Source organism: Pseudomonas sp. NFACC24-1, from assembly GCF_900115235.1.
Classification (GTDB): Bacteria; Pseudomonadota; Gammaproteobacteria; order Pseudomonadales; family Pseudomonadaceae; genus Aquipseudomonas; species Aquipseudomonas fluorescens_AA.
In genome coordinates, this window is sequence record NZ_FOVS01000023.1 from 78,311 (window position 1) to 104,806 (window position 26,496).

At 61.3% G+C, this 26,496-nt stretch carries 25 protein-coding genes; 15 read left to right on the forward strand and 10 right to left on the reverse strand.

The genetic code is table 11. From position 1 onward, the window contains the following. Nucleotides 1–532: 532 nt before the first annotated feature. From BM317_RS20575 to dksA, 5 genes are all read right to left on the reverse strand, one after another. Nucleotides 533–1,966: a sigma-54-dependent transcriptional regulator gene (locus BM317_RS20575; protein ID WP_092475988.1), complete on the reverse strand. Its 1,434-nt coding sequence runs from the start codon at nucleotides 1,964–1,966 to the stop codon at nucleotides 533–535. 22 nt (nucleotides 1,967–1,988) lie between these two features. After that, the gene (locus BM317_RS20580; RefSeq protein ID WP_162491245.1) at nucleotides 1,989–4,943 is read right to left on the reverse strand and encodes a sensor histidine kinase; all 2,955 of its coding nucleotides are present in this window, start codon (nucleotides 4,941–4,943) and stop codon (nucleotides 1,989–1,991) included. Continuing rightward, complete coding sequence (locus BM317_RS20585; protein WP_003176118.1) at nucleotides 4,927–5,103, reverse strand: hypothetical protein; 177 nt, start codon at nucleotides 5,101–5,103, stop codon at nucleotides 4,927–4,929. The genes BM317_RS20580 and BM317_RS20585 overlap by 17 nt, the downstream gene beginning before the upstream one ends. Nucleotides 5,104–5,180: 77 nt before the next feature. Beyond that, a complete protein-coding gene (gene gluQRS, locus BM317_RS20590) occupies nucleotides 5,181–6,062 on the reverse strand; it encodes a tRNA glutamyl-Q(34) synthetase GluQRS (protein WP_092475991.1) in 882 nt (293 codons plus the stop codon). 234 nt (nucleotides 6,063–6,296) lie between these two features. Next, nucleotides 6,297–6,740 carry an RNA polymerase-binding protein DksA gene (gene dksA, locus BM317_RS20595; protein WP_003205639.1) on the reverse strand — a complete coding sequence of 148 codons (444 nt, stop codon included), beginning with the start codon at nucleotides 6,738–6,740 and terminating at the stop codon, nucleotides 6,297–6,299. Between the two features lie 338 nt (nucleotides 6,741–7,078). On the opposite strand from dksA, the gene BM317_RS20600 reads away from it, so the two are divergent. Continuing rightward, nucleotides 7,079–8,251, forward strand: coding sequence for a pyridoxal phosphate-dependent aminotransferase (locus BM317_RS20600; protein WP_092172353.1), 1,173 nt, complete (start codon nucleotides 7,079–7,081; stop codon nucleotides 8,249–8,251). After that, a complete protein-coding gene (sfsA, locus tag BM317_RS20605; RefSeq protein WP_092172350.1) occupies nucleotides 8,251–9,000 on the forward strand; it encodes a DNA/RNA nuclease SfsA in 750 nt (249 codons plus the stop codon). The genes BM317_RS20600 and sfsA overlap by 1 nt, the downstream gene beginning before the upstream one ends. Here the strand turns inward: sfsA and BM317_RS20610 are convergent. After that, nucleotides 8,962–9,273 carry a Rieske (2Fe-2S) protein gene (locus BM317_RS20610; protein WP_092172347.1) on the reverse strand — a complete coding sequence of 104 codons (312 nt, stop codon included), beginning with the start codon at nucleotides 9,271–9,273 and terminating at the stop codon, nucleotides 8,962–8,964. The two genes, sfsA and BM317_RS20610, sit on opposite strands and share 39 nt — an antisense overlap. Nucleotides 9,274–9,443: 170 nt before the next feature. Here BM317_RS20610 and BM317_RS20615 point away from each other — a divergent pair, with 170 nt between their 5' ends. From BM317_RS20615 to BM317_RS20630, 4 genes are read left to right on the forward strand one after another with little or no spacing between them, the layout of a single operon-like run. After that, the gene (locus tag BM317_RS20615; RefSeq protein ID WP_092475995.1) at nucleotides 9,444–10,322 is read left to right on the forward strand and encodes a heme/hemin ABC transporter substrate-binding protein; all 879 of its coding nucleotides are present in this window, start codon (nucleotides 9,444–9,446) and stop codon (nucleotides 10,320–10,322) included. A 50-nt stretch (nucleotides 10,323–10,372) separates the two neighbouring features. Then, complete coding sequence (locus tag BM317_RS20620) at nucleotides 10,373–11,356, forward strand: FecCD family ABC transporter permease (RefSeq protein WP_170842354.1); 984 nt, start codon at nucleotides 10,373–10,375, stop codon at nucleotides 11,354–11,356. Beyond that, entirely contained in the window at nucleotides 11,356–12,123 is a 768-nt protein-coding gene (locus BM317_RS20625) for a heme ABC transporter ATP-binding protein (RefSeq protein WP_092475998.1), read from the forward strand. The genes BM317_RS20620 and BM317_RS20625 overlap by 1 nt, the downstream gene beginning before the upstream one ends. A gap of 22 nt (nucleotides 12,124–12,145) precedes the next feature. After that, nucleotides 12,146–12,997: a ChaN family lipoprotein gene (locus tag BM317_RS20630; protein ID WP_092476001.1), complete on the forward strand. Its 852-nt coding sequence runs from the start codon at nucleotides 12,146–12,148 to the stop codon at nucleotides 12,995–12,997. 350 nt (nucleotides 12,998–13,347) lie between these two features. Here the strand turns inward: BM317_RS20630 and BM317_RS20635 are convergent, their stop codons facing one another. From BM317_RS20635 to BM317_RS20645, 3 genes are all read right to left on the reverse strand, one after another. Further along, on the reverse strand, nucleotides 13,348–13,620 hold the full coding sequence (locus tag BM317_RS20635) for a TfoX/Sxy family protein (protein WP_072411727.1): 273 nt from the start codon (nucleotides 13,618–13,620) through the stop codon (nucleotides 13,348–13,350). Between the two features lie 223 nt (nucleotides 13,621–13,843). Beyond that, nucleotides 13,844–14,185 (reverse strand): pentapeptide repeat-containing protein, encoded by a 342-nt coding sequence (locus BM317_RS20640; RefSeq protein ID WP_092172332.1) that lies wholly within the window; start codon nucleotides 14,183–14,185, stop codon nucleotides 13,844–13,846. 91 nt (nucleotides 14,186–14,276) lie between these two features. Further along, nucleotides 14,277–15,833, reverse strand: a complete 1,557-nt coding sequence (locus tag BM317_RS20645; RefSeq protein WP_092172329.1) for a bifunctional aminoglycoside phosphotransferase/ATP-binding protein — start codon at nucleotides 15,831–15,833, stop codon at nucleotides 14,277–14,279. 119 nt (nucleotides 15,834–15,952) lie between these two features. Here BM317_RS20645 and mrcB point away from each other — a divergent pair, with 119 nt between their 5' ends. From mrcB to BM317_RS20660, 3 genes are read left to right on the forward strand one after another with little or no spacing between them, the layout of a single operon-like run. After that, nucleotides 15,953–18,271: a penicillin-binding protein 1B gene (mrcB, locus tag BM317_RS20650; RefSeq protein ID WP_092476004.1), complete on the forward strand. Its 2,319-nt coding sequence runs from the start codon at nucleotides 15,953–15,955 to the stop codon at nucleotides 18,269–18,271. Nucleotides 18,272–18,287: 16 nt separating this feature from the next. Beyond that, a complete protein-coding gene (locus tag BM317_RS20655; RefSeq protein WP_092172321.1) occupies nucleotides 18,288–19,007 on the forward strand; it encodes a tetratricopeptide repeat protein in 720 nt (239 codons plus the stop codon). Further along, nucleotides 19,007–19,336, forward strand: a complete 330-nt coding sequence (locus BM317_RS20660; protein WP_060740604.1) for a YqcC family protein — start codon at nucleotides 19,007–19,009, stop codon at nucleotides 19,334–19,336. Before BM317_RS20655 ends, BM317_RS20660 begins: the two co-directional genes overlap by 1 nt. A 6-nt stretch (nucleotides 19,337–19,342) precedes the next feature. On the opposite strand, the gene BM317_RS20665 is transcribed toward BM317_RS20660, so the two are convergent. Further along, on the reverse strand, nucleotides 19,343–19,765 hold the full coding sequence (locus tag BM317_RS20665) for a DUF4124 domain-containing protein (protein WP_170842350.1): 423 nt from the start codon (nucleotides 19,763–19,765) through the stop codon (nucleotides 19,343–19,345). A gap of 401 nt (nucleotides 19,766–20,166) precedes the next feature. On the opposite strand from BM317_RS20665, the gene BM317_RS20670 reads away from it, so the two are divergent. From BM317_RS20670 to msrQ, 6 genes are all read left to right on the forward strand, one after another. Next, nucleotides 20,167–21,891 (forward strand): acetolactate synthase 3 large subunit, encoded by a 1,725-nt coding sequence (locus BM317_RS20670; protein WP_060743130.1) that lies wholly within the window; start codon nucleotides 20,167–20,169, stop codon nucleotides 21,889–21,891. Nucleotides 21,892–21,893: 2 nt separating this feature from the next. Continuing rightward, nucleotides 21,894–22,385 (forward strand): acetolactate synthase small subunit, encoded by a 492-nt coding sequence (gene ilvN / locus BM317_RS20675; RefSeq protein ID WP_003205610.1) that lies wholly within the window; start codon nucleotides 21,894–21,896, stop codon nucleotides 22,383–22,385. A gap of 44 nt (nucleotides 22,386–22,429) precedes the next feature. Beyond that, entirely contained in the window at nucleotides 22,430–23,446 is a 1,017-nt protein-coding gene (gene ilvC, locus BM317_RS20680; protein WP_024779611.1) for a ketol-acid reductoisomerase, read from the forward strand. Between the two features lie 147 nt (nucleotides 23,447–23,593). Continuing rightward, a complete protein-coding gene (gene pssA, locus BM317_RS20685) occupies nucleotides 23,594–24,439 on the forward strand; it encodes a CDP-diacylglycerol--serine O-phosphatidyltransferase (RefSeq protein ID WP_092172315.1) in 846 nt (281 codons plus the stop codon). 75 nt (nucleotides 24,440–24,514) lie between these two features. Then, nucleotides 24,515–25,528 (forward strand): protein-methionine-sulfoxide reductase catalytic subunit MsrP, encoded by a 1,014-nt coding sequence (gene msrP / locus BM317_RS20690; RefSeq protein ID WP_092172311.1) that lies wholly within the window; start codon nucleotides 24,515–24,517, stop codon nucleotides 25,526–25,528. Further along, nucleotides 25,528–26,148 carry a protein-methionine-sulfoxide reductase heme-binding subunit MsrQ gene (gene msrQ, locus BM317_RS20695; protein WP_092476008.1) on the forward strand — a complete coding sequence of 207 codons (621 nt, stop codon included), beginning with the start codon at nucleotides 25,528–25,530 and terminating at the stop codon, nucleotides 26,146–26,148. Before msrP ends, msrQ begins: the two co-directional genes overlap by 1 nt. Nucleotides 26,149–26,496: the final 348 nt, after the last annotated feature.

Consider the following 26,496-nt stretch of genomic DNA (forward strand, 5'->3'; position numbering starts at 1 on the left):
CCCAATCGGGAGCCAAGAGCAAACGGATTGCTTTGGTCGCTGTGTTGCAGTGATCAATCGATCCAACCAGTTCAGGCACCTGTCTTGAGACAGTTTTTATTGTTCTCGGCCTGGTTGTGGGGCAAGCCCCAAATACAACGCCTCTCCAAAAGAATCAGTTAGCTGCGCCTCTCGCCGTCTTGTTTTTATTGTGCGTGAGTCGATTCGTCTTATTTTTATTGTCTTGTGCATTGCTTGTTATTGTTCTTGTACCAAAGCTATAGCAGGGTGCGTGCCAACTTTTGCGAAACCCAGGGAAACCGGGGGTTCTATGGTTATAGCCATTTTTCCGAGGCGAAAAAAAGCCGGGGTTTCGTTACCGTAAACCCCGGCTTCTGTTACGTGAAAAAGACTGAGGTAACAGTTTTTTCACATTCCCTGTGTACGCAGCGGGTTTCCCTTGTGGGAGCGGGCTTGCTCGCGAATGGGGAGTGTCAGGTAGCGTAAATTCGACTGACACACCGCATTCGCGAGCAAGCCCGCTCCCACACAGTCAGCTTTCGCTGGTCGCCCCGGTCTTGCGCCGTGGAATCCCCAGGCGCTGGCGCCGTTCCCACAGGCACTTGCGGCTGACGCCCAGCTTGCGCGCCAGTTCGGTCTCGGTCATGTGGTCCTGGTGTTCGAGGACGAAATGCTGGAAGTAGTCCTCCAGGGACAGGTCTTCGGTGGGTTCGTGGCTGGTGTTGTTGGCAGCGCCGCCCTGTTGTGGGGCCAGGCCGATGAATTCTTCGTCGTCCAGGTCGCTCAGTTCGATGTCGATGCCCAGCAGGTCGGCGGAGATTTCCGGGCTCTCGCACAGGATCACCGCCCGCTCCACCGCGTTTTCCAGCTCCCGAACGTTACCCGGCCAGGCGTAATGACGAATGGCCTGTTCGGCGTCCGGGGCGAACTTGAGGTCGGTGCGATTGACCCGCGCGCTCTGGCGGGCCAAAAACGCCTGGGCGATTTCATTGACGTCCGCGCCACGCTCGCGCAGGGCAGGGAGCTTCAAGGCGATCACGTGCAAGCGGTAATACAAGTCTTCGCGAAACTGGCCGATTTTCGCCAGGCTCTTGAGATCACGGTGGGTGGCCGCGATCAGGCGGACATCGACCTTCTGCGACTGCACCGAGCCGACCCGGCGGATCTCGCCTTCCTGAAGCACCCGTAGCAAGCGCGCCTGAGCCTCCAGTGGCAGCTCGCCGATTTCATCGAGGAACAACGTGCCGCCGTCCGCCGCTTCCACCAGCCCGGCGCGCCCGGCGCTGGCGCCAGTGAACGCACCTTTCTCGTGACCGAACAGTTCGGACTCGATCAGGCTCTCCGGAATCGCCGCGCAGTTCACCGAGATCATCGGTGCCTTGGCTCGGCGCGACAGGTTGTGCAGGGCACGGGCCACCAGCTCCTTGCCGGTGCCGGACTCGCCCTGGACCAGGACATTGGAGTCGGTCGGCGCCACTTTGCGGATCTTGCTGTAAAGGTCCTGCATGGGCGGGCAGGAACCGATGATGCCGATCTCGCCATTGCTGTTGCTGACCCCGACTTTCGCGGAGGCGCTGGCCTTGCCGACGGGTTCCGCCGGGTTGCTGGTCGCCGCCTGTCGGTCACGCAGGATGCGGGCCACGGCCTGGAGCATCTCGTCGTGGTCGAACGGTTTGGCAATGTAGTCCACCGCGCCCATTTTCATGGAGTCGACCGCCGAGCGCAGGCTGGCGTAGCTGGTCATGATCAACACCGGCGTGCCCTGGCCGAGCTTGATCAGCTCGGTACCCGGGGCGCCAGGCAGGCGCAGGTCGCTGACAATCAGGTCAAACGTGGGGATGCTGAAACGTTCTTGTGCTTCCTGCACTGAACCGGCTTCGCTGACCTGGTACTGGTTGCGTTCCAGCAGGCGGCGCAAGGCGGAGCGGATAATTGTTTCGTCTTCGACGATCAAAATGTGCGGCATTGATTCGATTCTCTCGACGGTCTCAGTTCACAGCGGACGTCGCTTCGACATGACGCGGCAAGGTCACCCGGATACGGGTGCCGCGTTGGCTCTGAACATCGGCCGGGCTGTCGATGGTGATTTGTCCATAATGCTCTTCAACGATGGAATAGACCAGTGCGAGGCCCAGACCGGTGCCTTCGCCAGGATCCTTGGTGGTGAAGAAGGGTTCGAACAATCGGTCCATGATGTTCTGTGGGATACCGCTGCCTTCGTCTTCGACGATCAGGTCGACCGTGTGTTCGAAGGCTTCGCTCTTGACCCGCACCGCGCTGCCGGCCGGTGAGGCGTCTCGCGCGTTGGAGAGCAGGTTGATCAATACCTGGGCGAGCCGCTGGGGGTCGCCATCGACCCAATGGTCCGGGTCGCACAGGTTGAAGAATTGCACTTCGAAATTGCGCCGGTTAAGGGCCAGCAGACCAATGGCGTCCTGGGCCACTTCGGCCAGGCAGACGGGTTCGTCATTGTGCTGGTGACCGCCGGCATGGGCGAAGCTCATCAGCGACTGGACGATGCGCGACACGCGCTTGGTCTGTTCGAGGATCTGGCCGCTGATTTCCGTCAACTCGCCGTCGTCCTCGCGCTCTTCGCGCAGATTCTGCGCCAGGCAGGCGATGCCGGTGATCGGGTTGCCGATTTCGTGGGCCACCCCGGCGGCCAGCCGGCCAATGCTTGCCAGGCGTTCGGAGTGGACCAGCTTGTCTTCGAGCATCTGGGTGTCGGTCAGGTCTTCCACCAACAGTACCAGGCCGCTGTTGCCCGGTGCCAACGGCTCGTCGATCGCCGCCTTGTGCAGGTTCAGCCAACGGGTCTGGCCGTCGAGGGCCAGGTGCTGTTTGTGCAGGTGCTCGTCAGGCAGGTCGATGAAGCCTTGCAGCAAGCCTTTCCATGGCTCGCCCAGGGTGCTCAGCCGCGAGCCGACCACGCGCTGGGCGGCGATCCCGGTCAGTTCTTCCATGGCCTTGTTCCACATCAGGATTTCCTGGTCCTTGGCCAGGGAACACACGCCCATCGGCAGTTCCTGCAGGGTCTGGCGGTGGTAACGGCGCAAGGCGTCCAGTTCGGCGGCCAGGCCGGTGAGGCGCGAGTGGTAATCCTCGAGACGGCTTTCGATGAAGTGGATGTCTTCGGTGACATAGTTCTCGCCGCCGGCCTTGTAGGGCAGGAACGTCTCGACCATGTCCTGGGCCACGCTGGGGCCCATCAGGCCGGACAGGTTGGCCTCGATCCGGTCCCGCAGGCGACGCAAGGCATACGGGCGGCGTTCGTCGAAGGGCAGGTAAAGGTCGCGCAGGGCCTGTTCGACTTCCTTTTGCGCGGCTTTGGCGCCCAGGGGCTTGGCCAGTTGCGTGGCGAACTCCTGGGGCGAGGCGGCGTGCAGCTCGCGGCGCTGTGGACGACGAACATTGTCGACCGCACAGGCTTCGGCGGCGCTGGCCTCTTCGCTGCTGGCGTTGGTGAACAGCGAGATCAGGGTGAACATCAGTACGTTCGCGGCCAGGGAAGCGATGGCCGCCATATGCCAACTGGTGTCGTCGAGCACGTAGATCATGTTCAGCAGCGGAATATAGAAGCCCTGCAAGTTACCCATCAGCGGCAGCAGCATCGCCACCAGCCACACCAGGATTCCCGCCAGCAGGCCGGCGATGAAGCCGCGGCGGTTGGCGGTCGGCCAATACAGCACCGACAGCACGCCGGGCAGGAACTGCAAGGTGGCGACGAAGGCGACGATGCCCAGGTTGGCCAGGTCCTGCCCGTCGCCCAGCATCAGGTAGAAACCGTAGCCGGCCATGATGATCGCGACGATCAGTGCCCGTCGGGTCCATTTCAGCCAGCGGTAGATGTTGCCTTCTGCGGGTGGCTGGTAGAGCGGCAGCACCAGGTGGTTGAGGGCCATGCCCGACAAGGCCAGCGTGGTGACGATGATCAAGCCGCTGGCCGCCGAGAGGCCGCCGACGTAGGCCAGCAACGCCAGGGCCTTGCTGTTGGCGGCGATGCCGATGCCCAGGGTGAAATACTCCGGGTTGGTGCTGGCGCCCAGCTTCAGGCCGGCCCAGAGGATCAGCGGCACCGCCAGGCTCATCAGCAGCAGGAACAGCGGCAGGCCCCAACTGGCGCTGACCAGCGAGCGCGGGTTGAGGTTCTCGGTAAAGGTCATGTGGTACATGTGCGGCATCACGATGGCCGAGGCGAAGAACACCAGCAACAGCGTGCGCCACGGGCCTTCCTGCAAGGGCGTGTGCAAGGCGGCGAGGGCGGTCTGGTTCTGCAGCAGCCACACTTCCAACTGTTGCGGGCCGTCGAACACGCCGTACAGGGCATAGAGACCGACACCACCGATGGCGATCAGCTTGATCACCGACTCGAAGGCGATCGCAAACACCAGGCCTTCGTGTTTCTCCCGCGTGGCGATGTGCCGGGAACCGAAGAAAATCGTGAACAGGATGATCAGCACGCAGAAACTCAACGCCACCCGGTGCTGTACCGGCTCGCGGGTCAGGATGCTGATGGAGTCGGCCACAGCCTGTATTTGCAGGGCCAGCAACGGTAACACCCCGACCAGCATGAAGATCGTGGTCAGGGCGCCGGCCCAGGTGCTGCGAAAGCGAAAGGCGAACAGGTCGGCCAGGGAGGACAGTTGGTAGGTGCGGGTGATTTTCAGGATCGGGTAGAGCAACACCGGCGCCAGCAGGAACGCGCCCGATACACCGAGGTAACTGGAAAGGAAACCATAGCCATACTGATAGGCCAGCCCGACCGTGCCGTAGAACGCCCACGCACTGGCATAGACACCCAGCGACAGGGTGTAGGTCAGCGGATGGCGGATGATCGCCCGGGGAATCATGCCCCGTTCGCTGATCCAGGCCACGCCGAACAGCACCGCCAGGTAGGCGGCGCTGATCAGGATCATCTGGGTCAGGCTAAAGCTCATCGGCATCTTTTTGGCTCTGCAGGATGAAGGTCACGACAATCAGGATCAGCCAGAGCAGATACGGCCGATACCAGGCACCCGTGGCATCGATCCACCAATCCATGATGGCCGGGGAGAACAAGTAAATCCCCACTACCAGGAGCAGGACCAAGCGATAGATATACATCCCGGCCTCTCTAATTTATGCGCGTGCCCGAAAACGTGCGGCGATGGTAACGGATGGGCGCCAAGCTGCAAGGGCCGTCAACGTATTTGCGCTTCGGGCAGGCTCAGTGTGCGCGGGATCTTGTCCGCGTCCCAGTGGCGAATGCCCCAGGCCAGCACTTCCCGTGGGCTGGCGTCGACCAGTTCGAGGCCCGGTTGCTGGCCCAGCGCGCGCAACGCCCGTAGCAGCAGCGGCGTGGCCTGGTCGGCCGCCAGTGGCGGTGAACGGTAGGATTTGCCGAGTTTGTGCCCGTCGGGCTGGGTGATCAGCGGCACGTGCAGGTAACGCGGTTGGGGCAACCCGAGCAGTTCTTGCAGGTAGAGCTGGCGCGGTGTGGAGTCCAGCAGGTCGGCGCCGCGCACGATATCGGTCACCCCTTGCCAGGCGTCGTCCAGGACCACGGCCAATTGATAGGCATGGAGTCCGTCGCGGCGGCGGATCACGAAGTCACCGACTTCACGGCCCAGGTGCTGGCGGAACTCGCCCTGGACCCGGTCAGTGAAGTGGTACTCGAGCTCGGGGACGCGCAGGCGGATGGCGGCGTCCTCGGTGCCGTGCCCGGCATTGCGGCACAGGCCCGGATAAATGCCCTGGTACGCTTCCAGTTGCTTGCGCGAACAGGTGCAGGCATAGGCCAGGCCTTGGCTGCACAGCCGGTTGATGACTTGGTCGTAGGCGTCATGGCGCTCGCTCTGGCGAACCATTTCGCCGTCCCATTCAAACCCGTAGCTTTCCAGCGCCTTGAGAATCGCGGCTTGCGCGCCCGGTTCTTCCCGGGGCGGGTCGAGGTCTTCCATGCGCAGCAGCCAGCGCCCGTCCACGGCCCGGGCATCCAGGTACGATGCCAGTGCGGCGACCAGCGAACCGAAATGCAGGTGGCCGCTGGGGGTGGGGGCGAAGCGTCCGATGTAGGCAGTCATAGGGCGAATGTTACTGGGTCCGGGCGGTGGGCGTGCAATCTCGACAAAAAAGCATATCCCCTTGTGGGAGCGAGCTTGCTCGCGATAGCGGCCTGTCAGTCACATCACTGTTGGCTGACCCACTGCTATCGCGAGCAAGCTCGCTCCCACAAGGGGGGCATCGAAGCTTGGAGAAAATATCGGAAACAAAAAACGGAGCGTATGAACGCTCCGTTTCGGTAACAGTCCCGGCGATTATTTGCCGACCTGTTTTTCCTTGATTTCCGCCAGGGTCTTGCAGTCGATGCACAGGTCTGCGGTCGGACGGGCTTCAAGGCGACGAATGCCGATCTCGATGCCGCAGGACTCGCACCAACCGTATTCTTCGTCTTCGATCAGTTGCAGGGTCTTGTCGATTTTCTTGATGAGCTTGCGCTCACGGTCACGGGCGCGCAGTTCGAGGCTGAACTCTTCTTCCTGACTGGCACGGTCGGCCGGGTCGGGGAAGTTGGCCGCTTCGTCTTTCATGTGATCCACGGTGCGGTCGACTTCCTGCATCAAGTCCTGTTTCCACTTGTTCAGGATCTTGGTGAAGTGCGCGCGCATGGGGGCGCCCATATACTCTTCGCCAGCTTGCGGGACGTAAGGCTCAAACCCGCTGAGCGACTGATTTTGATTTTGCTTTGCTTGGGTGGGCATGAATGGACCGCCTCTACTCTTGTAATCCACTACGCAGGATTGCTCCATCACCGACACCTGCCGGCCCTGCGGCTGCAAGCGGGCGAACTTACCAGATCAAATCGGGCCGCGCTACTCCCGGTTGTCGAGCCTGCGGCGGCCGGGGCCTGTAAAACGGGGCCGGGTTCGCTTCGGTGGGGATGTAAACCTGCTCAATGCTTGATTCTAGTCAAGCCTGGGCCAATCGCGGGAGTCATTTCCTGCAATTCGAGGGCTCAGACCGCTTTGGCCTCGAGCGTGTTCCCGCAGTTCTTCCCGAGTTGGGTAGAATCGGTTCTTTTTCCTCTGAAGGAAGGCCAATGGCTCAGCCCTACAGTGCGCGCAGCCGCGCCATCGAACCTTTCCATGTGATGGCGCTGTTGGCTCGCGCCAACGAACTGCAAGCCGCCGGGCATGATGTCATCCACCTGGAGATCGGCGAGCCGGACTTCACCACCGCCGAACCGATCATCCAGGCCGGCCAGGCCGCGCTGGCGGCGGGCAAGACCCGTTACACCGCGGCCCGTGGCATTCCCGAGCTGCGCGAAGCCATCTCGGGCTTCTATGGGCAGCGCTACGGGGTGGACATCGATCCTCGACGCATCATGATCACGCCGGGCGGCTCCGGCGCGTTGCTGCTGACCAGCGCCTTGCTGGTGGACCCGGGCAAGCATTGGCTGTTGGCCGACCCCGGCTATCCATGCAACCGTCACTTTCTGCGCCTGATAGAAGGCGCGGCGCAGTTGGTACCCGTGGGGCCGGATGTGCGCTACCAATTGACGCCGGACCTGGTGAACCGTCATTGGGACCAGGACAGCGTCGGTGCGTTGGTGGCCTCGCCAGCCAACCCGACCGGGACGATCCTCACCCGGGACGAGCTGGCAGGGTTGTCCAAGGCCATCAAGGGCCACAACGGCCATCTGGTGGTGGACGAGATCTATCACGGCCTGACCTATGGCACCGACGCCGCCAGTGTGCTGGAAGTCGACGACGATGCCTTTGTCCTTAATAGTTTTTCCAAGTATTTCGGCATGACCGGCTGGCGGCTGGGCTGGTTGGTGGCCCCTTCGGCAGCCATCGGCGAGCTGGAAAAACTTGCGCAGAACCTCTACATCAGTGCGCCGAGCATGGCCCAGTACGCCGCCCTGGCCTGTTTCGAGCCTGCCACCATCGAAATCTTCGAGCAGCGGCGGGCCGAGTTCGCGCTGCGCCGCGATTTTCTGCTGCCGGCCTTGCGTGAACTGGGCTTCGGTATCGCGGTGGAGCCGCAAGGGGCGTTTTACCTCTATGCCGATATCAGTACCTTCGGCGGCGATGCCTTTGCGTTCTGCCAGCATTTCCTGGAAACCGAACACGTGGCCTTCACCCCGGGTCTGGATTTCGGCCGGCATCAGGCCAGCCACCATGTGCGGTTCGCCTACACACAGAGCTTGCCGCGGCTACAGGAAGCGGTGGCGCGAATCGAACGTGGACTGCGGAGCTGGCAAGGCTGATGCGTTTTTCCCCTGCGTTGGAAGAAGGTCGTCTGATTCGACGTTACAAGCGTTTTCTCGCTGATATCGAGACCGTTCACGGCGAACTCCTCACTATTCACTGCCCCAACACCGGCTCGATGCTCAACTGCATGGCTGAAGGCGCGCGCGTCTGGTTCAGTCGCTCCAGCGACCCCAAGCGCAAGTTGCCCGGCACCTGGGAAATCGGCGAAACCCCGCAAGGGCGGCTGGCCTGCATCAATACCGCACGGGCCAACGCCTTGGTCGAGGAAGCCTTGCGCGCCGGGGTCATTAGTGAGCTGAACGGGTTCACCGGGCTCAAGCGTGAAGTGGCTTATGGCATGGAAAACAGCCGCATCGATTTTCGCCTGGACTACGCTCAAGGCTCGGCCTGGGTCGAAGTCAAAAGTGTCACGTTGGGTTTCGATGGCACCCAGGTGGCGGCATTTCCCGATGCGGTCACGCTGCGCGGAGCCAAGCACCTGAGGGAGCTGGCCTGCCTGGCCCGGGAAGGTGTGCGGGCGGTGCAGCTGTATTGCGTGAACCTGAGTGGCATCGAGGCCGTGCGCCCGGCGCACGAGATCGACCCGGTATACGCCGCAGCCCTGCGCGATGCGGTAGCGGCGGGTGTGGAAGTGTTGGCCTACGGAGTGACGTTGACGCCCGAGCAGATGTGGGTGGACCGTGCGTTGCCAGTGTTGCTTGAACCGCTACACCCAGATGCCTTGCTCGTCCTCCCGGCTGTCTAGCGCGGCCAGGAACTGACCGGCGCAGGGGCCGGCCACGCATTCACCGCTCTCGATCAGGAACAGCGCGCCGTGAGTGGCGCACTGGATCAGGCTGGCGCTGGGGTCGAGGAACTGGTCGGGTTGCCATTCCAGTGGCACGCCCCGGTGCGGGCAGCGGTTGAGATAGGCATACACCTGGCCGGCGCGTCGCACGACCAGCACCTTGCGCCCATCGAACTCGAAACCGCGACTGCCGTTGTCGGGCAGTTCGGCGGTAGTACAAAGAAACTTCATGTGTGTCTCTATATGTCTGTCGGAGTGAGCCTCTTTGGGCTTCATGTAGCAAAAGATCCACCCTTGACGGTCAAATGAAAACAATTATCAAATGGCGCCTCCTTCGCAGGTGGTTGAGGATACTTGGCCCGGCCCGGTCCTGCGAAAAACTTCTTTGAGGAAGCTGCCCGATGCGCCTGAACATCCGCGTTGTTGCGCTCTGTGTCGCACTGTTGCTCAACCAGGGGACCAGCGCGGCTGAATTGCCGCAGCGCTGGGTCAGCGCCGGCGGCGCCTTGTCGGAATGGGTCAGTGCACTGGGGGGCGAGTCGAAACTGGTGGGCGTGGACACCACCAGCCAGCATCCTGAATCCTTGCGGGCCCTGCCCAGCATTGGCTATCAGCGACAACTGTCCGCAGAGGGGGTATTGAGCCTGCGTCCGCAGATCCTGGTGGGCACCGAGGAAATGGGGCCGCCACCTGTGCTGGCGCAAATCCGCAGCGCCGGCGTAAAGGTCGAATTGTTCTCGGCCACGCCAGACCTGCCGACCCTACAGGGCAACTTGCAGCACCTGGGGCAATTGTTGGGGGCGCAGGCCGAGGCGACACGGTTGTTCGACCATTATCAGGAACAGCTCACCCAGCAGCATGCCCGGGTGACCGAGGCCCAGCGCAAGCAAAAGGCTCCCGGCGTATTGCTGTTGGTAGGCAGCTCCGGTGGCAAGCCGCTGGTCGCTGGCAAGGGCACGGCTGCCGATTGGCTGTTGCAGCAGGCCGGCGGTCACAACCTGGCGACCCACAGCGGTTACAAGTCTTTTTCTGTGGAAACCCTGGCCGGCCTGAATCCTGAAGTGCTGGTCTTCGCCGACCGAGCCTTGAGTGGTGAAGAAGCCCGTGCGGCGCTGTTCAGGGAAAATCCGATTCTTTCCTCGACCCGGGCCGCCAGGGACGGGCGCATCATGGAGCTTGACCCGACGCTGTTGGTGGGCGGATTGGGCCCGCGGTTGCCGCAAAACCTGGTGAAACTGACGGCAGGCTTCTATCCGGCTGAGCCGGCCGCGGCGCCATGACTTCGTTGGTCAAGCCACGCACTTTGTTTCTCGGCCTGGGCCTGCTGTGCTTGCTGGCGACCTGGCTGTCCCTGGCCCTGGGGCCGGTGAGCCTGCCGCTGCTGGACACCTTGCGCGCTGCTTTGCGCCTGTTGGGCTTGCCGGTGGCCGCCGATGGCCTGGAGCAGGCCGAACTGATCCTCGGCCAGATCCGTTTGCCGCGCACGCTGCTGGGCCTGGCGGTGGGCGGGGTGTTGGCGTTGTCCGGCGTGGCGATGCAGGGGCTGTTCCGTAACCCGCTGGCAGACCCGGGGTTGGTGGGCGTGTCCAGCGGTGCGGCGTTAGGTGCAGCCGTCGCCATTGTCGGTGGCTCGGCACTGGGTGGATTGCCCGAAGCCTTCGGCCCCTACGTGTTGTCGTTGTGTGCGTTCCTTGGCGGGCTCGGCGTTACGGCGCTGGTCTATCGTCTCGGTCGACGCAATGGCCAGACTCATGTCGCGACCATGCTCCTGGCGGGCATTGCCCTGACCGCGCTGTCCGGTTCCGCCGTCGGCCTGTTCACCTACCTGGCGGACGACGCGACCCTGCGCACCCTGACGTTCTGGAACCTGGGCAGTCTCAACGGCGCCAGCTACGCGAGGTTGTGGCCGCTGTTGCTGGTCAGCGCCGGCGTGGCGCTCTGGCTGCCACGCCGGGCCCGGGAGCTCAATGCGCTGTTGCTGGGGGAGTCGGAGGCAGCCCATTTGGGCGTCAACGTCGAAGCCCTCAAGCGTGAGCTGGTGTTTTGTACGGCCCTGGGGGTTGGCGCGGCGGTGGCGGCGGCGGGTATGATCGGTTTCGTCGGGCTGGTGGTGCCGCATCTGGTGCGCCTGGTGGCCGGGCCTGACCACCGTGTGTTGCTGCCCGCTTCAGTGCTGGCGGGGGCAAGCCTGTTGCTGCTCGCCGACCTGGTGGCACGCTTGGCGCTGGCCCCCGCGGAATTGCCGATCGGCATCGTCACGGCCTTCATCGGCGCGCCGTTCTTCCTCTATCTATTGGTACGAGGGCGCGCCTGATGTTGCGAGCACAAAACCTGCACATTCAGCGTGGCCGCAACACCGTGCTGGCGGACATCGATCTGCTGCTCAACCCCGGCGAAGTGCTCGGCGTGCTCGGGCCCAACGGTGCGGGCAAAAGTACCTTGCTGGCGGGCCTGTGTGGTGAGTTGCGGCCGAGCCAGGGGCAGGTCTGGCTCGAAGACCGTCCACTGGACCAATGGCAGGGTGCCGAGCGCGCCCGTCGCCTGGCGGTCTTGCCGCAGTCCTCGACCCTGGATTTTGCCTTTCGCGTCGAGGAAGTCGTCGGCATGGGGCGCCTGCCGCATCAGAGTGGTCGGCTGCGCGACGAGCAAATCGTCGTCGCGGCGCTGCAAGCGGCAGACGCCGCGCATCTGCACGGTCGCAGTTACCTGGCGTTGTCCGGCGGCGAACGCCAGCGGGTACATCTGGCGCGGGTGTTGGCGCAGTTGTGGCCGGGTGAAGCGGGGCAGACCCTGTTACTGGATGAGCCGACCTCGATGCTCGATCCGCTGCATCAGCACACCATTCTCCAGGCGGTGCGTGAATTCGCCGGTCGCGGCGCCGCCGTGCTGGTTATCCTGCATGACCTGAACCTGGCGGCGCGTTACTGTGATCGCCTGTTGCTGCTCGCGTCTGGTCGACCGGTGGCCCTGGACACGCCCCGGCACGTGCTGCGCCCGGAACCGCTCAAGGCGGTGTTTGGCCTGGATGTGCTGGTGCAAGATCATCCGGAGCGCGGGCATCCATTGATCATTGCCCGCTGAGGGCGCCCTGGAGGATACGGACGTGCGCCTGCTCCTGATTCTGGCATTGAGTGTACTGACGGCGTGCCAGAGCATCGCCCCGCCCCCGCTCGACGGACGGATCCGTGATTTGCACAACGGCCAGGCCGTGACGCCCCAGGCACTGGTCGAACGCCTGGCAAAGGCGCCTCGGGTGGTGGTGGGGGAGCGGCACGACAATCCTGACCACCACGTGCTGCAGCTATGGCTGCTCCAGGCCTTGGCCGGGCAGCGGGCCCAGGGCAGCCTGTTGCTGGAAATGCTCACCCCCTCCCAACAGCCACGCGTTGATTCGGTCCGCCAACTGCCCGCCTTGCCCAAGGACCTGCCCGACGCGTTGGCCTGGTCCCCCGGTTGGGATTGGAGCCTGTACGGGCCCGTCGTCGAGTTTGCCCTGGCGCAACGCTATCCGTTGCTGGCCGCCAATCTGGACGCCGCCGAGATCCAAGGTTTCTACCGACAAGCGCCCAGCTTGATGGGCGCTCGCGCCAATGCCGCCACGGTGAAAGACGCGTTGTTGGGACAGATCCGTGAATCCCACTGTGGTTTGCTGCCCGAGTCGCAAATGCCACCCATGCTGGCCGTGCAGCAACAGCGTGACCGGCGCATGGCCGAACGCCTGCTGCAAGCGCCGACACCGGCATTGTTGTTCGCAGGCGCCTGGCATGGGCGAAAAGATGTCGGCGTGCCGCTGCACGCGTTGGACCTTGGCGCCAGCGAGGCACCAATCGTCCTGATGTTGGCCGAGGAGGGCAGCGACGTGACGTCGGCCATGGCGGACTACGTGTGGTACACCCCGGCCATGCCGCCCCAGGATTATTGTGCGCAGATGCGCAAATCCAACCCCGCCCCGTAGGAGTTGGCGAAGCCTGCGATCTTTTGATTTTTCGCTTGGGATTCAAGTGTCTGGGGAAAGATCGCAGCCTCGTTGCACTCGACAGCTCCTACGCAGCTCCTACGGGGCGGTGTGTGGGAAAGAGGGTTTCTTCCAGGCAAAAAAAGACCCGGCAAGAGCCGGGTCAAATAACCGTGATTAGCCTGATGAGGAGATATCTGAGAGTCCGAACCAAGGGCTGTTCAAATATCGACCAGTCTCGCGACTGGATGTGGTAATCATAGCGATTCTCATTACCATGTCAAACATTGTTTTTGCGATTCGTCGAAATAACCTCGCAGCTAGGGTTCGCACTGGAAACGAAAGGGGTCTCAGACTTTGTGACGCGTCGAAATGGCGTCCAGCTGTTTATTCAGGGCTTCCTTGCGTTCAGCGGGAATGTCGTTCCAATGCACATCCATCAACGCCCCCTCGATGGCGTACAGCAACACCTTGGACGCCCGGAAGCCGCGCGTGCGCACGGCGCGATAGGCGTCTACCGCTCCAAGCCGGCGTAGATCGGAAGCACTGTGGATACCCACGGCGTGCAGCCACTGGGCCGATGTCTTGCCCAGATTCTTCAGGTGTTGCAGTTCATCATTCATCGAGCCTCCTTGCGACGGCCGACTGGTGCGGTGGGCAAGCTTCTGAGCAGTGTAGCGGTCAGTAGGAAAAGCGTGATTCTTTGGTGGGATTCGATGCAAAAGCTTCTAATGCATTACGCACGATGAGGAGGGAAAAGACTGCATTCTCCAGCGCAAGCGGGGGCGCTGGAGGTCCGTTCGGTCGTGGCAGGTCCGCGCGTTGGCCGGCGCGGTTCAGGCACTGTCAGCGGGTGCGGTAGCGCAGCCGGGTGCCGAAGTTCATCGACATCAAGATTTCATCCGCAGACAGCTCGGGCGGAAAGTAGGCGCCGGATATCTGCGCATGGGCCAGGCTCGCGCCCTCTAGTGACGATTTGCGAAAATCGATGCCGCGCAAATCGGCGGAGCGGAAGTAGGCGTCGCTGAAGTCAACGTCGTCCGCGTTCAGTTCCCGCAGATCAAGCCCTCGAAAATCGCCGCCGCGCATGTCGACCGGACCTTGTGGGCGTTCGTTGTTGAACCCGGCGATATCATCTTTGCGCAGCAAGGCATAAAGCGGGGTACCGAGAAGTTTGGGGAGGCTCATTTCATATCACCTGATGGTTTTATGATGCCAGTATAGTGCCACTATTTGGCAGCCGTGAAGCCGGACATCGCTTCACGGCCGAAATAGTGATCTACAGGCCTGGCAGGCGCTGGCGGATCTGCGCGACCACGATGTCGAGCGTACCGCTTTCGTTGGTTTGGACCCGTTTGCTGCAGAGAATTTCCGCCGGGGTCAGGGCTTCACGGCTGGACTGTTGTGCGGCGATGACCGCCAGGTTCGCATCGGAGGGGTCTTGTTGGTCGGCCTGGCGCTGTGCCAGCCGGCTTTCGATGACCGCTTGCGGTGCGTCGCAGTCGAGGATCAGGAACGGAGCGCCAGTGGCCTCGGCGACTTTTGCCGCGGCGTCGCGCTGATCGTGTTTGAGGTAGGTGGCATCGATCACTACTGGGAATCCGGCGCGCAGGATCGCTGCGGCGACTTCATGCAGGCGGGCGTAGGTGGCGCTGCTGGCGTCGCTACTATAGATGCCGGCTTGTGGATCGTTGGGAACCTGTTGCTGGCCGAACAGGCGTTTGCGCTCCACGTCCGAACGCAGGCGAATGGCGCCCAGTGCCTCTACCAGGCGCATCGCGACATGGCTTTTGCCAACGGCCGAAACACCGTGGGTGATGGCCAGGAAAGGCGAAGGAATGGTGCTGTAGCTTTCGGCCAGGTTGGCGTAGTTGCGGTATTGGCGCAGGGTGGTGGCGCGCTGCACCGGATCGGCTTCGGCCGGCATGCTGAACAGCGCGACTTTTGCCCGGACGAGGGCGCGGTAGGCTTTATAGAAGTTCAGCAGCTCCAGGCCCTGGTAGTCGCCGGTCAGTTCCAGGTACTGGCTGACGAAACGCCGCGCCAGGGACTTGAGACCACGGTCCTCCAGGTCCATCGCCAGGAAGCCGGTGTCGGCGTAGACGTCGGTGAAACGGAACGGTTCGTTGAATTCGATGCAGTCGAAAATCACCACCTTGCCGTCGATCACGGTGGCGTTGCCCAGGTGGATATCACCGTGGCACTCACGGATGAAGCCTTCGGCCTTGCGCTGGGTGAGCAGCGGCTTGAGGCGTTCGAAACTGCTTTCGGCCCAGGCTTGCAACGCTTCGAGTTGCAGCAGGTCGGCCTTGTCGTTGAGGAACGGGCGGATCTGCTCGAAGTTCTGCAGCACCGGTGCCATCACGCTTTGCGGAGTACCGGCGGCGTTTTCGGCGGGCACCTTGGGCGTGGAGAGGTGGAACTGGGCGATCTGGGCGGCCATCTCGTCGATGTGCGCGGTGGTCAGTTCGCCGTTGGCTTGCAACGTGCTGAGCAATTGGCTTTGCGGGAACTGACGCATCTTCAGGGCGTATTCGATGGCCGGACCGTCGCCACCCAGTTGTGGTGCTTCGACGCTACCGGTAATCGGCAGGACGTCCAGGTACAGGTCTTGGGTCAGGCGCTGGTTCAGGCGCAACTCTTCTCTGCAGAAATGCTGGCGTGCCTCGAGGCTGGTGAAATCGAGGAAGCCGAAGTTGACCGGCTTTTTGAACTTGTAGGCGTATGGCCCGGTGAGCAATACCCAGGAAATGTGGGTTTCGATGACCTGGAACGCTTCGACGGGATGCGGGTAGAGGGCCGGGTTTTGCAAGGCGGCGATCAGGGATTGGCTCACGGGCGGTCCTTCAGAGTCTGGGAAAATTCAAGGTCGTCATTATGGCGGCAAGCCGCGCTAACGCAAACCGCGTGGCGGGCTCATGTTGAACCGCAGCAAAGTGCGTATAATCCGCCGCCATGACTCGTACCCGATCCCCCCGTACCCCCAAGAAACCACCCGCCAGCCGCCTGCGGCCCTGGCTGGGCTGGGCCCTTAAACTCAGCCTGGTGGGCCTTGTCGTGCTCGCCGGTTTTGCGGTCTATCTCGATGCCGTGGTCCAGGAGAAATTCTCCGGCAAGCGCTGGACCATCCCGGCCAAGGTCTATGCCCGGCCGTTGGAGCTGTTCGTCGGACAAAAGCTGAGCAAGGACGACTTCCTGACCGAACTCGATGCCTTGGGTTATCGCCGTGAAAGCGTGGCCAATGGTCCGGGTGCGGCCTCGGTCAATGGCAATACCATCGATCTCAACACCCGTGGTTTCCAGTTCTATGAAGGCATGGAACAGGCGCAACCGGTGCGGGTGCGTTTTTCCGGTGACTATGTGGCTGCGCTGACCGGCGCCAACAACGCGAGCCTGTCAGTGGTGCGCCTTGAGCCGCTGCTCATTGGTGGCCTGTACCCCAAGAACCTCGAAGACCGGATCCTGATCAAGATCGACCAGGTACCGCCATTCCTGCTCGACACGCTGATTGCCGTCGAAGACCGCGACTTCTACCATCACTTTGGCGTCTCGCCCAAGTCGATCGCCCGGGCCATCTGGGTCAACACGTCCTCGGGGCATATGCGCCAGGGCGGCAGTACCCTGACCCAGCAGTTGGTCAAGAACTTCTACCTGACCAACGAGCGCAGCCTGACCCGCAAGCTCACCGAAGCCATGATGGCGCTGTTGCTGGAGCTGCACTACGACAAGCAGGAGATTCTGGAGGCGTACCTCAACGAGGTCTTCGTCGGCCAGGACGGTCAACGGGCGGTGCACGGTTTCGGCCTTGCCAGCCAGTTCTTCTTCAGCCAGCCGCTGTCCGAACTCAAGCTGCATCAGGTGGCGTTGCTGGTGGGCATGGTCAAGGGACCGTCTTCCTACAACCCGCGGCGTAATCCGGAACGTGCCCTCGAGCGGCGCAACCTGGTGCTCGACCTGTTGCAACAACAAGGTGTGGCGACGGCCGAGCAAGTCGAGGCGGCGAAGAAGATGCCGCTAGGCGTGACCAAGCGTGGCAGCCTGGCGGACAGTTCGTTCCCCGGCTTCATGGACCTGGTCAAGCGTCAGCTACGGGAAGACTACCGCGACGAAGACTTGACCGAAGAAGGCCTGCGCATCTTCACCAGTTTCGACCCGATCCTGCAGATGAAGGCCGAAGCCTCGGTCGAGGACACCTTCAAGCGGCTGGGCGGACGCAAGGGCGCCGAGGAAGTCGAAGCGGCCATGGTGGTGACCAACCCGGAAACCGGCGAAGTCCAAGCCATGATCGGCAGTCGCCAGGCCAGTTTCGCCGGCTTCAACCGGGCCCTGGATGCGGTGCGTCCGATTGGCTCGCTGATCAAGCCGGCGGTGTACCTCACTGCCTTGGAAAAACCGAGCCAGTACACGCTGACCAGTTGGTTGTCGGACGAGGCGTTCTCGGTCAAGGGCGCGGACGGCCAGGTCTGGAAACCGCAGAACTATGATCGTCGTTCCCACGGCACGGTGTTCCTCTATCAGGGGTTGGCGCATTCCTACAACCTGTCGACGGCTCGCCTCGGGCTGGAAGTCGGCGTGCCGAACGTACTCAAGACCCTCGCGCGCCTGGGAGTAAGCCGCGAACTGCCGGCCTTCCCGTCGATGTTGCTGGGGGCGGGTGGGCTGACGCCGATAGAAGTGGCGGCGATGTACCAGACGCTGGCCAACGGTGGTTTCAATACGCCGATGCGCGGGATCCGCAGCGTGCTGACCGCCGATGGCGAGCCGCTCAAGCGTTATCCGTTCCAGATCCAGCAGCGCTTCGACCCGGCCTCCATTTATCTGATCCAGAGTGCGATGCAGCGGGTCATGCGTGAAGGCACCGGCAGTTCGGTTTATAACGTGTTGCCCCGGACCCTGACCCTGGCGGGCAAGACCGGGACCAGTAACGACTCGCGCGACAGCTGGTTCGCCGGTTTCAGCCAGGACTTGTTGGCGGTGGTCTGGCTCGGACGTGATGACAACGGCAAGACCCCGTTCACCGGCGCCACTGGTGCGCTGCAGGTCTGGACCAGTTTCATGCGCAAGGCCGACCCGCTGCCGCTGGACATGCCGCAACCGGACAACATCGTCCAGGCCTGGGTCGATTCGCGTACTGGCCAAGGCTCCGACGCCAATTGCCCGGGGGCCGTACAGATGCCGTATATTCGCGGCAGCGAACCGCCGCCCGGTGCAGCCTGTGGCGGCACGAATCCCGCCGAGTCGGTGATGGATTGGGTCAAGGACTGGATGAATTAAGCAAAGAGGGTTTCAAGTGAACAAGTGGTTGATTCCAGCGGTAACGGCCGTGGCTTTGCTCAGTGGTTGCTCTACCGTACAACGCGGTTCGATTCCGGTCGTTGACTCCGGCACGGCTGTGTCCAACAGCGAGCGGGTTTCGGCCAACGGCGGTTTCCGTCAAACGACGGTGAAGCGGCCGGCACAGGGCCAGGTCCAGGCCATCCCGCAGGGTGACACCGGTGTCGTCGTGATGGTGCCTGGCGGTGGTGCGACAACCTCGGCGCCGATCAGCAGCACGCCGATCACGCCGGGCCCGATCACGCCAGGACCTATCGAAACTTCGCCGATCGATCAGGGCAGCTACAGCATGCCTTCGGCGCCGAGCAGCGTCCCGTCGGCAAGCTCCGGTGGTTTGTCCGCCGATGAACAACTGGACGGCCCAGTGCTGGCCCTGCTGACCACGGCACAACAGCAACAGGCCGGCGGTGACCTCAACGGTGCGTCCTCCAGCCTGGAGCGTGCCCAGCGTGTAGCGCCGCGCGAACCCCAGGTGCTTTATCGCCTGGCCCAAGTGCGCATGGCCCAGGGCGATGCGCCGCAAGCCGAACAACTGGCCCGCCGTGGCCTGACATTCTCCAGTGGTCGCCCGGCGCTTCAGGCCAGCCTGTGGGAATTGATCGCCCAGGCCCGTGAAAAACAAGGCGATTCCGCTGGCGCGGCGTTGGCCCGTCAGAAGGCCAAGGTTTCGCTCTGATGGATACGCGTTTTCCCCAAATCGCCGATCAGTTGCTGTTGATCGAGCGGGAGCTGCGGGTCCAGGGTTGGTGGAGTGAGGTATCGCCTTCGGCCGAGGCACTGGCCAGTGTAGAGCCGTTCGCGGTCGACACCCTGGATTTCGAGCAGTGGCTGCAATGGATTTTCCTGCCCAGGATGAAAGCCATCCTGGAAAACGACCTGCCGCTGCCCAACGCCTCGGGCATCCTGGCCATGGCCGAGATGGTCTATGCCCAGCGACCCGGGCAGGGCGTGGGATTGCAGCGGCTGTTGGCGCAGTTCGACCAGATGATCAGCAACGTCGGCTGACCGACGTTACTGGCAGTGCTCATCGATCTGCTTGCGGGTTTCCTCGATGCGCTGGCGCCGCTCTTCGTCATTGAGGCGGCGCATTTCCCCTTCCACGTCTTCACGCACCCGCGGGTTGTTCTGCAACTGCGCCAGGTTGGTCCTGGCCTGCTCGCAAAATGCCTTGAGCTGGGCTTCCTGCTCGGCAACCTGTTTCTTGACCTCTTTATCGATCGCCTTCTGGTCGCCAATGACACCGCCGGAAGGAGGCGCGGGCGGTTTGGTGGCGGACGGCGAGGACTTGATCACAGTCGTGGCCTCTGCGTCCTGGGGCGGCTGGGATCCGAAGTGGGTGACACCTTGGGCATCCACCCATTTGTAAACCTGGGCGGCCATGCATATCGGGCTCAGGCCAACCAGCAGGCTGGCCGTCAAGAAGATCATTCGCATGCTGTTTCCTTGTCTTGAGTTGCGCAATTGAAGCTAACACAGTTGCCGTTTAAGGGTTTTTTCTTGCGTTCTCATGCGCTTACTTCGAATAAAGCACATAGACGACTTGACTTGAAGGAGGCGAAACAGAAGAATCCAAAGTCCGCTGTAGAGGGACTGCCAGAAGCAGACCCACTCGGCAGATCATGAGGCGCACATCCGCGCCGACCTGTTACACCCGCAACGCGTTACCTCGCGCTGGGTGGGAAAGGCCCGCAACACTTGGGACGATCCCAATACTTGCTCAGTCAGTGCTGACGTAGTCGGCGACCACCGTCGCTCATGCTCTGCCGAGAAGTAAACCTATTAAGACCCGTCCCCTTTTCGTGGGTCGGTATTCTGGCGTTTTAGAGGTGAACAACGTGGAGCTTTTATCTGGCGGTGAGATGCTCGTCCGCTTTTTGCGTGACGAAGGCGTCAAATATATCTACGGGTACCCCGGTGGTGCTCTTCTTCATGTCTACGATGCCCTGTTCAAAGAACCGGAAGTGACCCACATCCTGGTTCGTCACGAGCAGGCGGCCACCCATATGGCTGATGGTTATGCCCGTGCTACCGGCAAGGCCGGCGTGGTCCTGGTGACTTCCGGTCCTGGCGCCACGAACGCCATCACCGGTATCGCCACCGCGTACATGGACTCCATCCCGATGGTGATCATCTCCGGCCAGGTGCCCAGCACCATGGTGGGCACCGATGCGTTCCAGGAAACCGACATGATCGGTATCTCCCGGCCGATCGTGAAGCACAGCTTCATGATCAAGCACGCGTCGGAAATCCCGGAAGTCATGAAGAAGGCTTTCTACCTGGCTGAATCCGGTCGTCCGGGCCCGGTCGTGGTCGATGTCCCGAAAGACATGACCAACCCGGCCGAGAAGTTCGAATACATTTTCCCGAAAAAAGCCAAGCTGCGTTCCTACAGTCCGGCGGTCCGTGGTCACTCCGGGCAGATCCGCAAGGCAGCCGAAATGCTGCTGGCGGCCAAGCGCCCTGTGTTGTACTCCGGTGGTGGCGTGATCCTCGGCGGTGGCTCCGCGCCGCTGACTGAACTGGCAAAAATGCTCAACCTGCCGGTCACCAATACGCTGATGGGCCTGGGCGCGTTCCCAGGCACGGACCGTCAGTTCATCGGCATGCTCGGCATGCACGGCAGCTACACCGCCAACCTGGCGATGCACCACGCCGATGTGATCCTGGCGGTCGGCGCGCGTTTCGATGACCGTGTGATCAACGGCCCGGCGAAGTTCTGCCCGAACGCCAAGATCATTCATATCGACATCGACCCGGCGTCCATCTCCAAGACCATCAAGGCAGACGTGCCGATTGTCGGTCCTGTCGAGAGCGTGCTGACCGAAATGGTCGCCATCCTCAAGGAAATCGGCGAGGTTCCGAACAAGGAGTCCGTGGCCAGTTGGTGGAAGCAGGTCGATGAATGGCGCGGCGATCGTGGCCTGTTCCCTTATGACAAGGGTGACGGCAGTGTGATCAAGCCGCAGACCGTGATCGAAACCCTGTGCGAAGTGACCAAGGGCGATGCCTTTGTGACCTCCGACGTGGGCCAGCACCAGATGTTCGCTGCGCAGTACTACAAGTTCGACAAACCCAACCGCTGGATCAACTCCGGTGGCCTGGGCACCATGGGCTTCGGTTTCCCGGCGGCCATGGGTATCAAGTTGAGCTTCCCGGATGCCGACGTCGCCTGCGTCACCGGCGAAGGCAGCATCCAGATGAACATCCAGGAGCTGTCCACCTGCCTGCAATACGGTTTGCCGGTGAAGATCGTGATCCTGAACAACGGTGTGTTGGGGATGGTTCGCCAGTGGCAGGACATGAGCTACGGCAGCCGTCACTCGCACTCCTACATGGAATCGCTGCCTGATTTCGTCAAGCTGGCGGAGGCCTATGGCCACGTTGGCGTGCGCATCACCGAATCGAAGGATCTGAAGTCGAAGATGGAGGAAGCGTTCGCCATGAAGGATCGCCTGGTGGTGATCGATATTGCGGTCGACACCAGCGAGCACGTCTACCCGATGCAGATCAAAGACGGCTCCATGCGCGATATGTGGCTGAGCAAGACGGAGCGTACCTAATCATGCGACACATTATTTCCTTGCTTCTGGAAAACGAACCGGGTGCGCTGTCTCGTGTTGTAGGCCTGTTCTCGCAGCGCAACTACAACATTGAAAGCCTGACCGTGGCGCCAACCGAAGACCCGACCCTGTCGCGTCTGACGCTGACCACCGTGGGGCACGATGAAATCATCGAGCAGATCACCAAGAACCTGAACAAGCTGATCGAGGTGGTCAAGCTGGTGGACCTGTCGGAAAGCGCTCACATCGAGCGTGAACTGATGCTGGTCAAGGTCAAGGCCACCGGCGCCCAGCGCGCCGAGATCAAACGTACTACCGATATTTATCGTGGGCAGATCGTCGATGTCAGCGCCAGCGTCTATACCGTTCAGTTGACCGGTACCAGCGACAAGCTCGACAGCTTCATTCAATCGATCGGCACTGCCTCGATTCTGGAAACCGTACGCAGTGGCGTCACCGGGATTGCCCGTGGCGACAAAGTACTGAGCATCTAACCAAATTAGCGAATGGCCTGAACGGCCGGATATAGGGGAAATTCATGAAAGTTTTCTACGATAAAGACTGCGACCTGTCGATCATCCAGGGCAAGAAAGTCGCCATCATCGGCTACGGTTCCCAAGGTCACGCCCAAGCATGCAACCTGAAGGATTCCGGCGTTGACGTGACTGTCGGCCTGCGTAAAGGCTCGGCCACCGTTGCCAAGGCCGAGGCCCACGGCCTGAAAGTGGCTGACGTGGCTTCCGCCGTTGCCGCTGCCGACCTGGTCATGATCCTGACTCCGGACGAGTTCCAGGGTGCTCTGTATCGCGACGAAATCGAACCGAACATCAAGAAGGGCGCGACCCTGGCCTTCTCCCACGGTTTCTCGATCCATTACAACCAGGTCGTGCCGCGTGCTGACCTCGACGTGATCATGATCGCGCCGAAGGCCCCGGGCCACACCGTGCGTTCGGAGTTCGTGAAAGGCGGCGGTATCCCTGACCTGATCGCGATCTACCAGGACGCTTCGGGCAACGCCAAGAACGTGGCCCTGTCCTACGCTGCCGGTGTGGGTGGCGGTCGTACCGGCATCATCGAAACCACCTTCAAGGATGAGACTGAAACCGACCTGTTCGGCGAGCAAGCCGTTCTGTGTGGCGGTACCGTCGAGCTGGTCAAGGCCGGTTTCGAAACCCTGGTCGAAGCAGGCTACGCACCAGAAATGGCTTACTTCGAGTGCCTGCACGAACTGAAGCTGATCGTTGACCTCATGTACGAAGGCGGTATCGCCAACATGAACTACTCGATCTCCAACAACGCCGAGTACGGCGAGTACGTGACCGGTCCGGAAGTGATCAACGCCGAATCCCGTCAGGCCATGCGCAATGCCCTGAAACGTATCCAGGACGGCGAATATGCCAAGATGTTCATCAGCGAAGGTGCTACCGGCTATCCTTCGATGACTGCCAAGCGTCGTAACAACGCTGCGCACGGCATCGAAATCATCGGTGAGCAACTGCGTTCGATGATGCCGTGGATCAGCGCCAACAAGATTGTCGACAAAGCCAAGAACTAAGTCGCGAACTTGAGTCGAAAAACGCGGCCTTGGCCGCGTTTTTTCGTTTGGGCGATGGCTTCTGGTATAAAGCTGCATCGTTTGCGGCCGAACCGTCGTCCCAGACATCTGTCGAACTTTTTTCACACCGTTGCAAGGTTATTGCCCATGAGCGAACGTCCCGACGAGCCAAGCCAGGCTCCTGACGCTGAAAGCCTGTTGCCCATCGATGAACACATCGAAGAAGGCCATGACGCTGAAGGCCGTAAGGTCCGGCATCGTGGCATCTATCTGCTGCCGAATCTGTTTACCACCGCGAACCTGTTCGCCGGTTTCTATTCCATCATCAACTCCATGAGTGCCCAGGCTGCCTTGAGCGCCGGTGATAGCGCAGGGGCGAGCCGTTACTTCGCCTTCGCCGCCATTGCCATCTTCGTCGCCATGGTGCTCGATGGCCTGGACGGGCGTGTCGCCCGCATGACCAACACCCAGAGCGCGTTCGGCGCCGAGTACGATTCACTGTCCGACATGGTCGCTTTTGGCGTGGCTCCCGCCTTGTTGGCGTTCGGCTGGGCGCTGGGAGACATGGGCAAGGTCGGCTGGATGGTTGCCTTCATCTATGTGGCGGGTGCGGCGTTGCGCCTGGCTCGTTTCAATACCCAGGTTGGCAAGGCTGACAAACGTTACTTCATCGGCCTGGCCAGTCCGGCCGCGGCAGGTGTGGTGGCGGGTGTGGTCTGGGCATTCAGCGACTACGGCATCCAGGGTTCTAAAATGTCGTTCCTGGTGGCGCTGCTGGTTGCCGCGGCCGGGATGCTGATGGTCAGCAACATCAAGTACAACAGCTTCAAGGAGCTGGATCTGAAGGGGCGTGTGCCATTCGTTGCGATTTTGGCAGTGGTACTGGTATTCGCGGTGGTGTTCAGTGATCCGCCGCGTATCCTGCTGCTGGTATTCCTCGCCTATGCCGCTTCGGGTCCGGTGCAATACTTGTTGCGTCTTCGCCGACGCTAAACGTTGCCTTAATGTAATTTCCCCCATACTCCGCAGTCTATTGGTGCATCTGCCCTCCAATACTGCGGAGTTGTCATGCTGATCAAGATCCCCAAGTCGTCCGACTGCCGTGAATCGGACGTCACGCCCGAATCCCTCTACCTATCCCGTCGTCAAATGCTTGGTGCAACCATGGCGGGTCTCGCCGTGAGCGGCTTGTCGCGATGGGCCAGCGCTGCCGACGCGGCGCGTTATGCCGAGGTCGAGCCGGGCAAGGCGCCGTCCTGGTTTGCCGAGAAATTGCCATCCGTCCGGTGGGAGGCGGTCACGGTCAAGAACGAGCCCATCACACCGTTCAAGGATGCGACCCATTACAACAACTTCTATGAGTTCGGGACCGACAAAGGGGATCCGGCTGCCAATGCCGGCTCCTTGAAGACCGAACCCTGGAGCGTGGTCGTGGACGGGGAGGTGGGTAAGCCGGGGCGCTATGGGTTGGAAGACTTCATGAAGCCTTATCAACTGGAGGAGCGGATTTATCGACTGCGCTGTGTCGAGGCTTGGTCGATGGTCATTCCGTGGATCGGTTTTCCCATCTCGGCATTGCTCAAGCAGGTCGAGCCCACCTCCAAGGCCAAGTACATCCGCTTCGAAACCTTGCAGGACCCCAAGGTCATGCCGGGGCAGCGTTCCGGTTTCGCCTTGATCGACTGGCCGTATGTGGAAGGCTTGCGATTGGACGAGGCGATGAACCCGTTGGCCATCCTCGCGGTTGGCATGTATGGGCGGGAGTTGCCGAATCAGAACGGCGCGCCGCTGCGGTTGGTGGTCCCTTGGAAATACGGTTTCAAAAGTGTGAAGTCCATCGTGCGCATCAGTCTGGTGAGCGAGCAGCCAAAGACCACCTGGCAAAGCATTGCGTCTGACGAGTACGGCTTTTATGCCAACGTCAATCCAACGGTCGATCACCCACGCTGGACCCAGGCACGTGAGCGTCGTTTGCCCAGTGGGCTGTTCAGTCCCAATGTGCGCGATACGCTGATGTTCAACGGCTATCAGGATGAAGTCGCTTCTTTATATACAGGGATGGACCTGAGGAAGGACTACTGATGCGTTTTCCAGTCTGGCGAATGAGCGTCTTCATCGCCGCGGCTGTCTGGCCGTTGCTCTGGCTTTACGAAGCCTTGATGAGCGTGTTGGGCCCTGACCCGGGCAAAGTGCTGGTGGATCGGCTCGGGTTGGGGACGCTGATTTTGCTGTTGATCACCTTGAGTATGACGCCGTTGCAAAAAATGACGGGGTGGGCGGGGTGGATTGCGGTCAGACGCCAGTTGGGGTTGTGGTGTTTTGCTTATGTGACGCTGCATTTAGGCGGGTATGCGGCGTTCATACTGGGGTTCGGCTGGTCGCAGTTGGGCGTCGAGTTGAGCAAGCGGCCTTACATTATTGTTGGGGCCCTTGGGTTTCTCGGTCTGCTGACGCTGGCTGTCACGTCCAATCGCTACAGCCAGCGTCGACTTGGCGTGCGCTGGAAGAAATTGCATCGCCTGGTGTATCTGATTCTGGGTCTTGGGCTGCTGCATATGCTGTGGATCGTGCGGGCAGATTTGAAGGAGTGGTCGATATACGCCTTTATTGGGGCCGTGCTGTTGATGCTGAGAGTCCCGCCGGTTATGCGTCGGATCCCGCGTTTGCTGGGTAGGAAAGCCCCTTCTGCAACAAAAGCGTAATTAAGGGTTGACGGCAGATTCTGGAAGTCTATAATTCGCCCCACTTCCGGCGCAGTCTAAGCGGAAAACTCCTTGAGATTCAATGAGTTAAGTAGGTTTCGAAGGCGCAGGGCTTCAGTTCATCGAAGTCTGGAAGGAGCAGATAGGGCGGTGTTGTTTGGCTCTATGTGCGGTTCGATCTTCTCGGTCGAAAGCGGTGAAAAAGAGGTGTTGACAGCAGCGAGTAACGCTGTAGAATTCGCCTCCCGCTAACGAGAGATCGGAGGCGCAAGTGGTTGAAGTTGTTGAGGTTTCCGAGGCGAAACTTTGAAAACTTCTTAAAATAACCGCTTGACAGATGCACGGGGC

Bases quoted from the DNA above. Each gene is read 5' to 3' on its own strand.
- pssA (WP_092172315.1), top strand. From the start codon at position 23,594: ATGAGCGAACGTCCCGACGAGCCAAGCCAGGCTCCTGACGCTGAAAGC.
- BM317_RS20640 (WP_092172332.1), bottom strand. From the start codon at position 14,185: ATGAGCCTCCCCAAACTTCTCGGTACCCCGCTTTATGCCTTGCTGCGC.
- BM317_RS20625 (WP_092475998.1), top strand. From the start codon at position 11,356: ATGTTGCGAGCACAAAACCTGCACATTCAGCGTGGCCGCAACACCGTG.
- BM317_RS20665 (WP_170842350.1), bottom strand. From the start codon at position 19,765: ATGCGAATGATCTTCTTGACGGCCAGCCTGCTGGTTGGCCTGAGCCCG.
- BM317_RS20575 (WP_092475988.1), bottom strand. From the start codon at position 1,966: ATGCCGCACATTTTGATCGTCGAAGACGAAACAATTATCCGCTCCGCC.
- mrcB (WP_092476004.1), top strand. From the start codon at position 15,953: ATGACTCGTACCCGATCCCCCCGTACCCCCAAGAAACCACCCGCCAGC.
- gluQRS (WP_092475991.1), bottom strand. From the start codon at position 6,062: ATGACTGCCTACATCGGACGCTTCGCCCCCACCCCCAGCGGCCACCTG.
- dksA (WP_003205639.1), bottom strand. From the start codon at position 6,740: ATGCCCACCCAAGCAAAGCAAAATCAAAATCAGTCGCTCAGCGGGTTT.
- BM317_RS20635 (WP_072411727.1), bottom strand. From the start codon at position 13,620: ATGAATGATGAACTGCAACACCTGAAGAATCTGGGCAAGACATCGGCC.
- sfsA (WP_092172350.1), top strand. From the start codon at position 8,251: ATGCGTTTTTCCCCTGCGTTGGAAGAAGGTCGTCTGATTCGACGTTAC.
- msrP (WP_092172311.1), top strand. From the start codon at position 24,515: ATGCTGATCAAGATCCCCAAGTCGTCCGACTGCCGTGAATCGGACGTC.
- BM317_RS20610 (WP_092172347.1), bottom strand. From the start codon at position 9,273: ATGAAGTTTCTTTGTACTACCGCCGAACTGCCCGACAACGGCAGTCGC.
- BM317_RS20600 (WP_092172353.1), top strand. From the start codon at position 7,079: ATGGCTCAGCCCTACAGTGCGCGCAGCCGCGCCATCGAACCTTTCCAT.
- ilvN (WP_003205610.1), top strand. From the start codon at position 21,894: ATGCGACACATTATTTCCTTGCTTCTGGAAAACGAACCGGGTGCGCTG.
- BM317_RS20660 (WP_060740604.1), top strand. From the start codon at position 19,007: ATGGATACGCGTTTTCCCCAAATCGCCGATCAGTTGCTGTTGATCGAG.
- BM317_RS20615 (WP_092475995.1), top strand. From the start codon at position 9,444: ATGCGCCTGAACATCCGCGTTGTTGCGCTCTGTGTCGCACTGTTGCTC.
- ilvC (WP_024779611.1), top strand. From the start codon at position 22,430: ATGAAAGTTTTCTACGATAAAGACTGCGACCTGTCGATCATCCAGGGC.
- BM317_RS20580 (WP_162491245.1), bottom strand. From the start codon at position 4,943: ATGCCGATGAGCTTTAGCCTGACCCAGATGATCCTGATCAGCGCCGCC.
- msrQ (WP_092476008.1), top strand. From the start codon at position 25,528: ATGCGTTTTCCAGTCTGGCGAATGAGCGTCTTCATCGCCGCGGCTGTC.
- BM317_RS20585 (WP_003176118.1), bottom strand. From the start codon at position 5,103: ATGTATATCTATCGCTTGGTCCTGCTCCTGGTAGTGGGGATTTACTTG.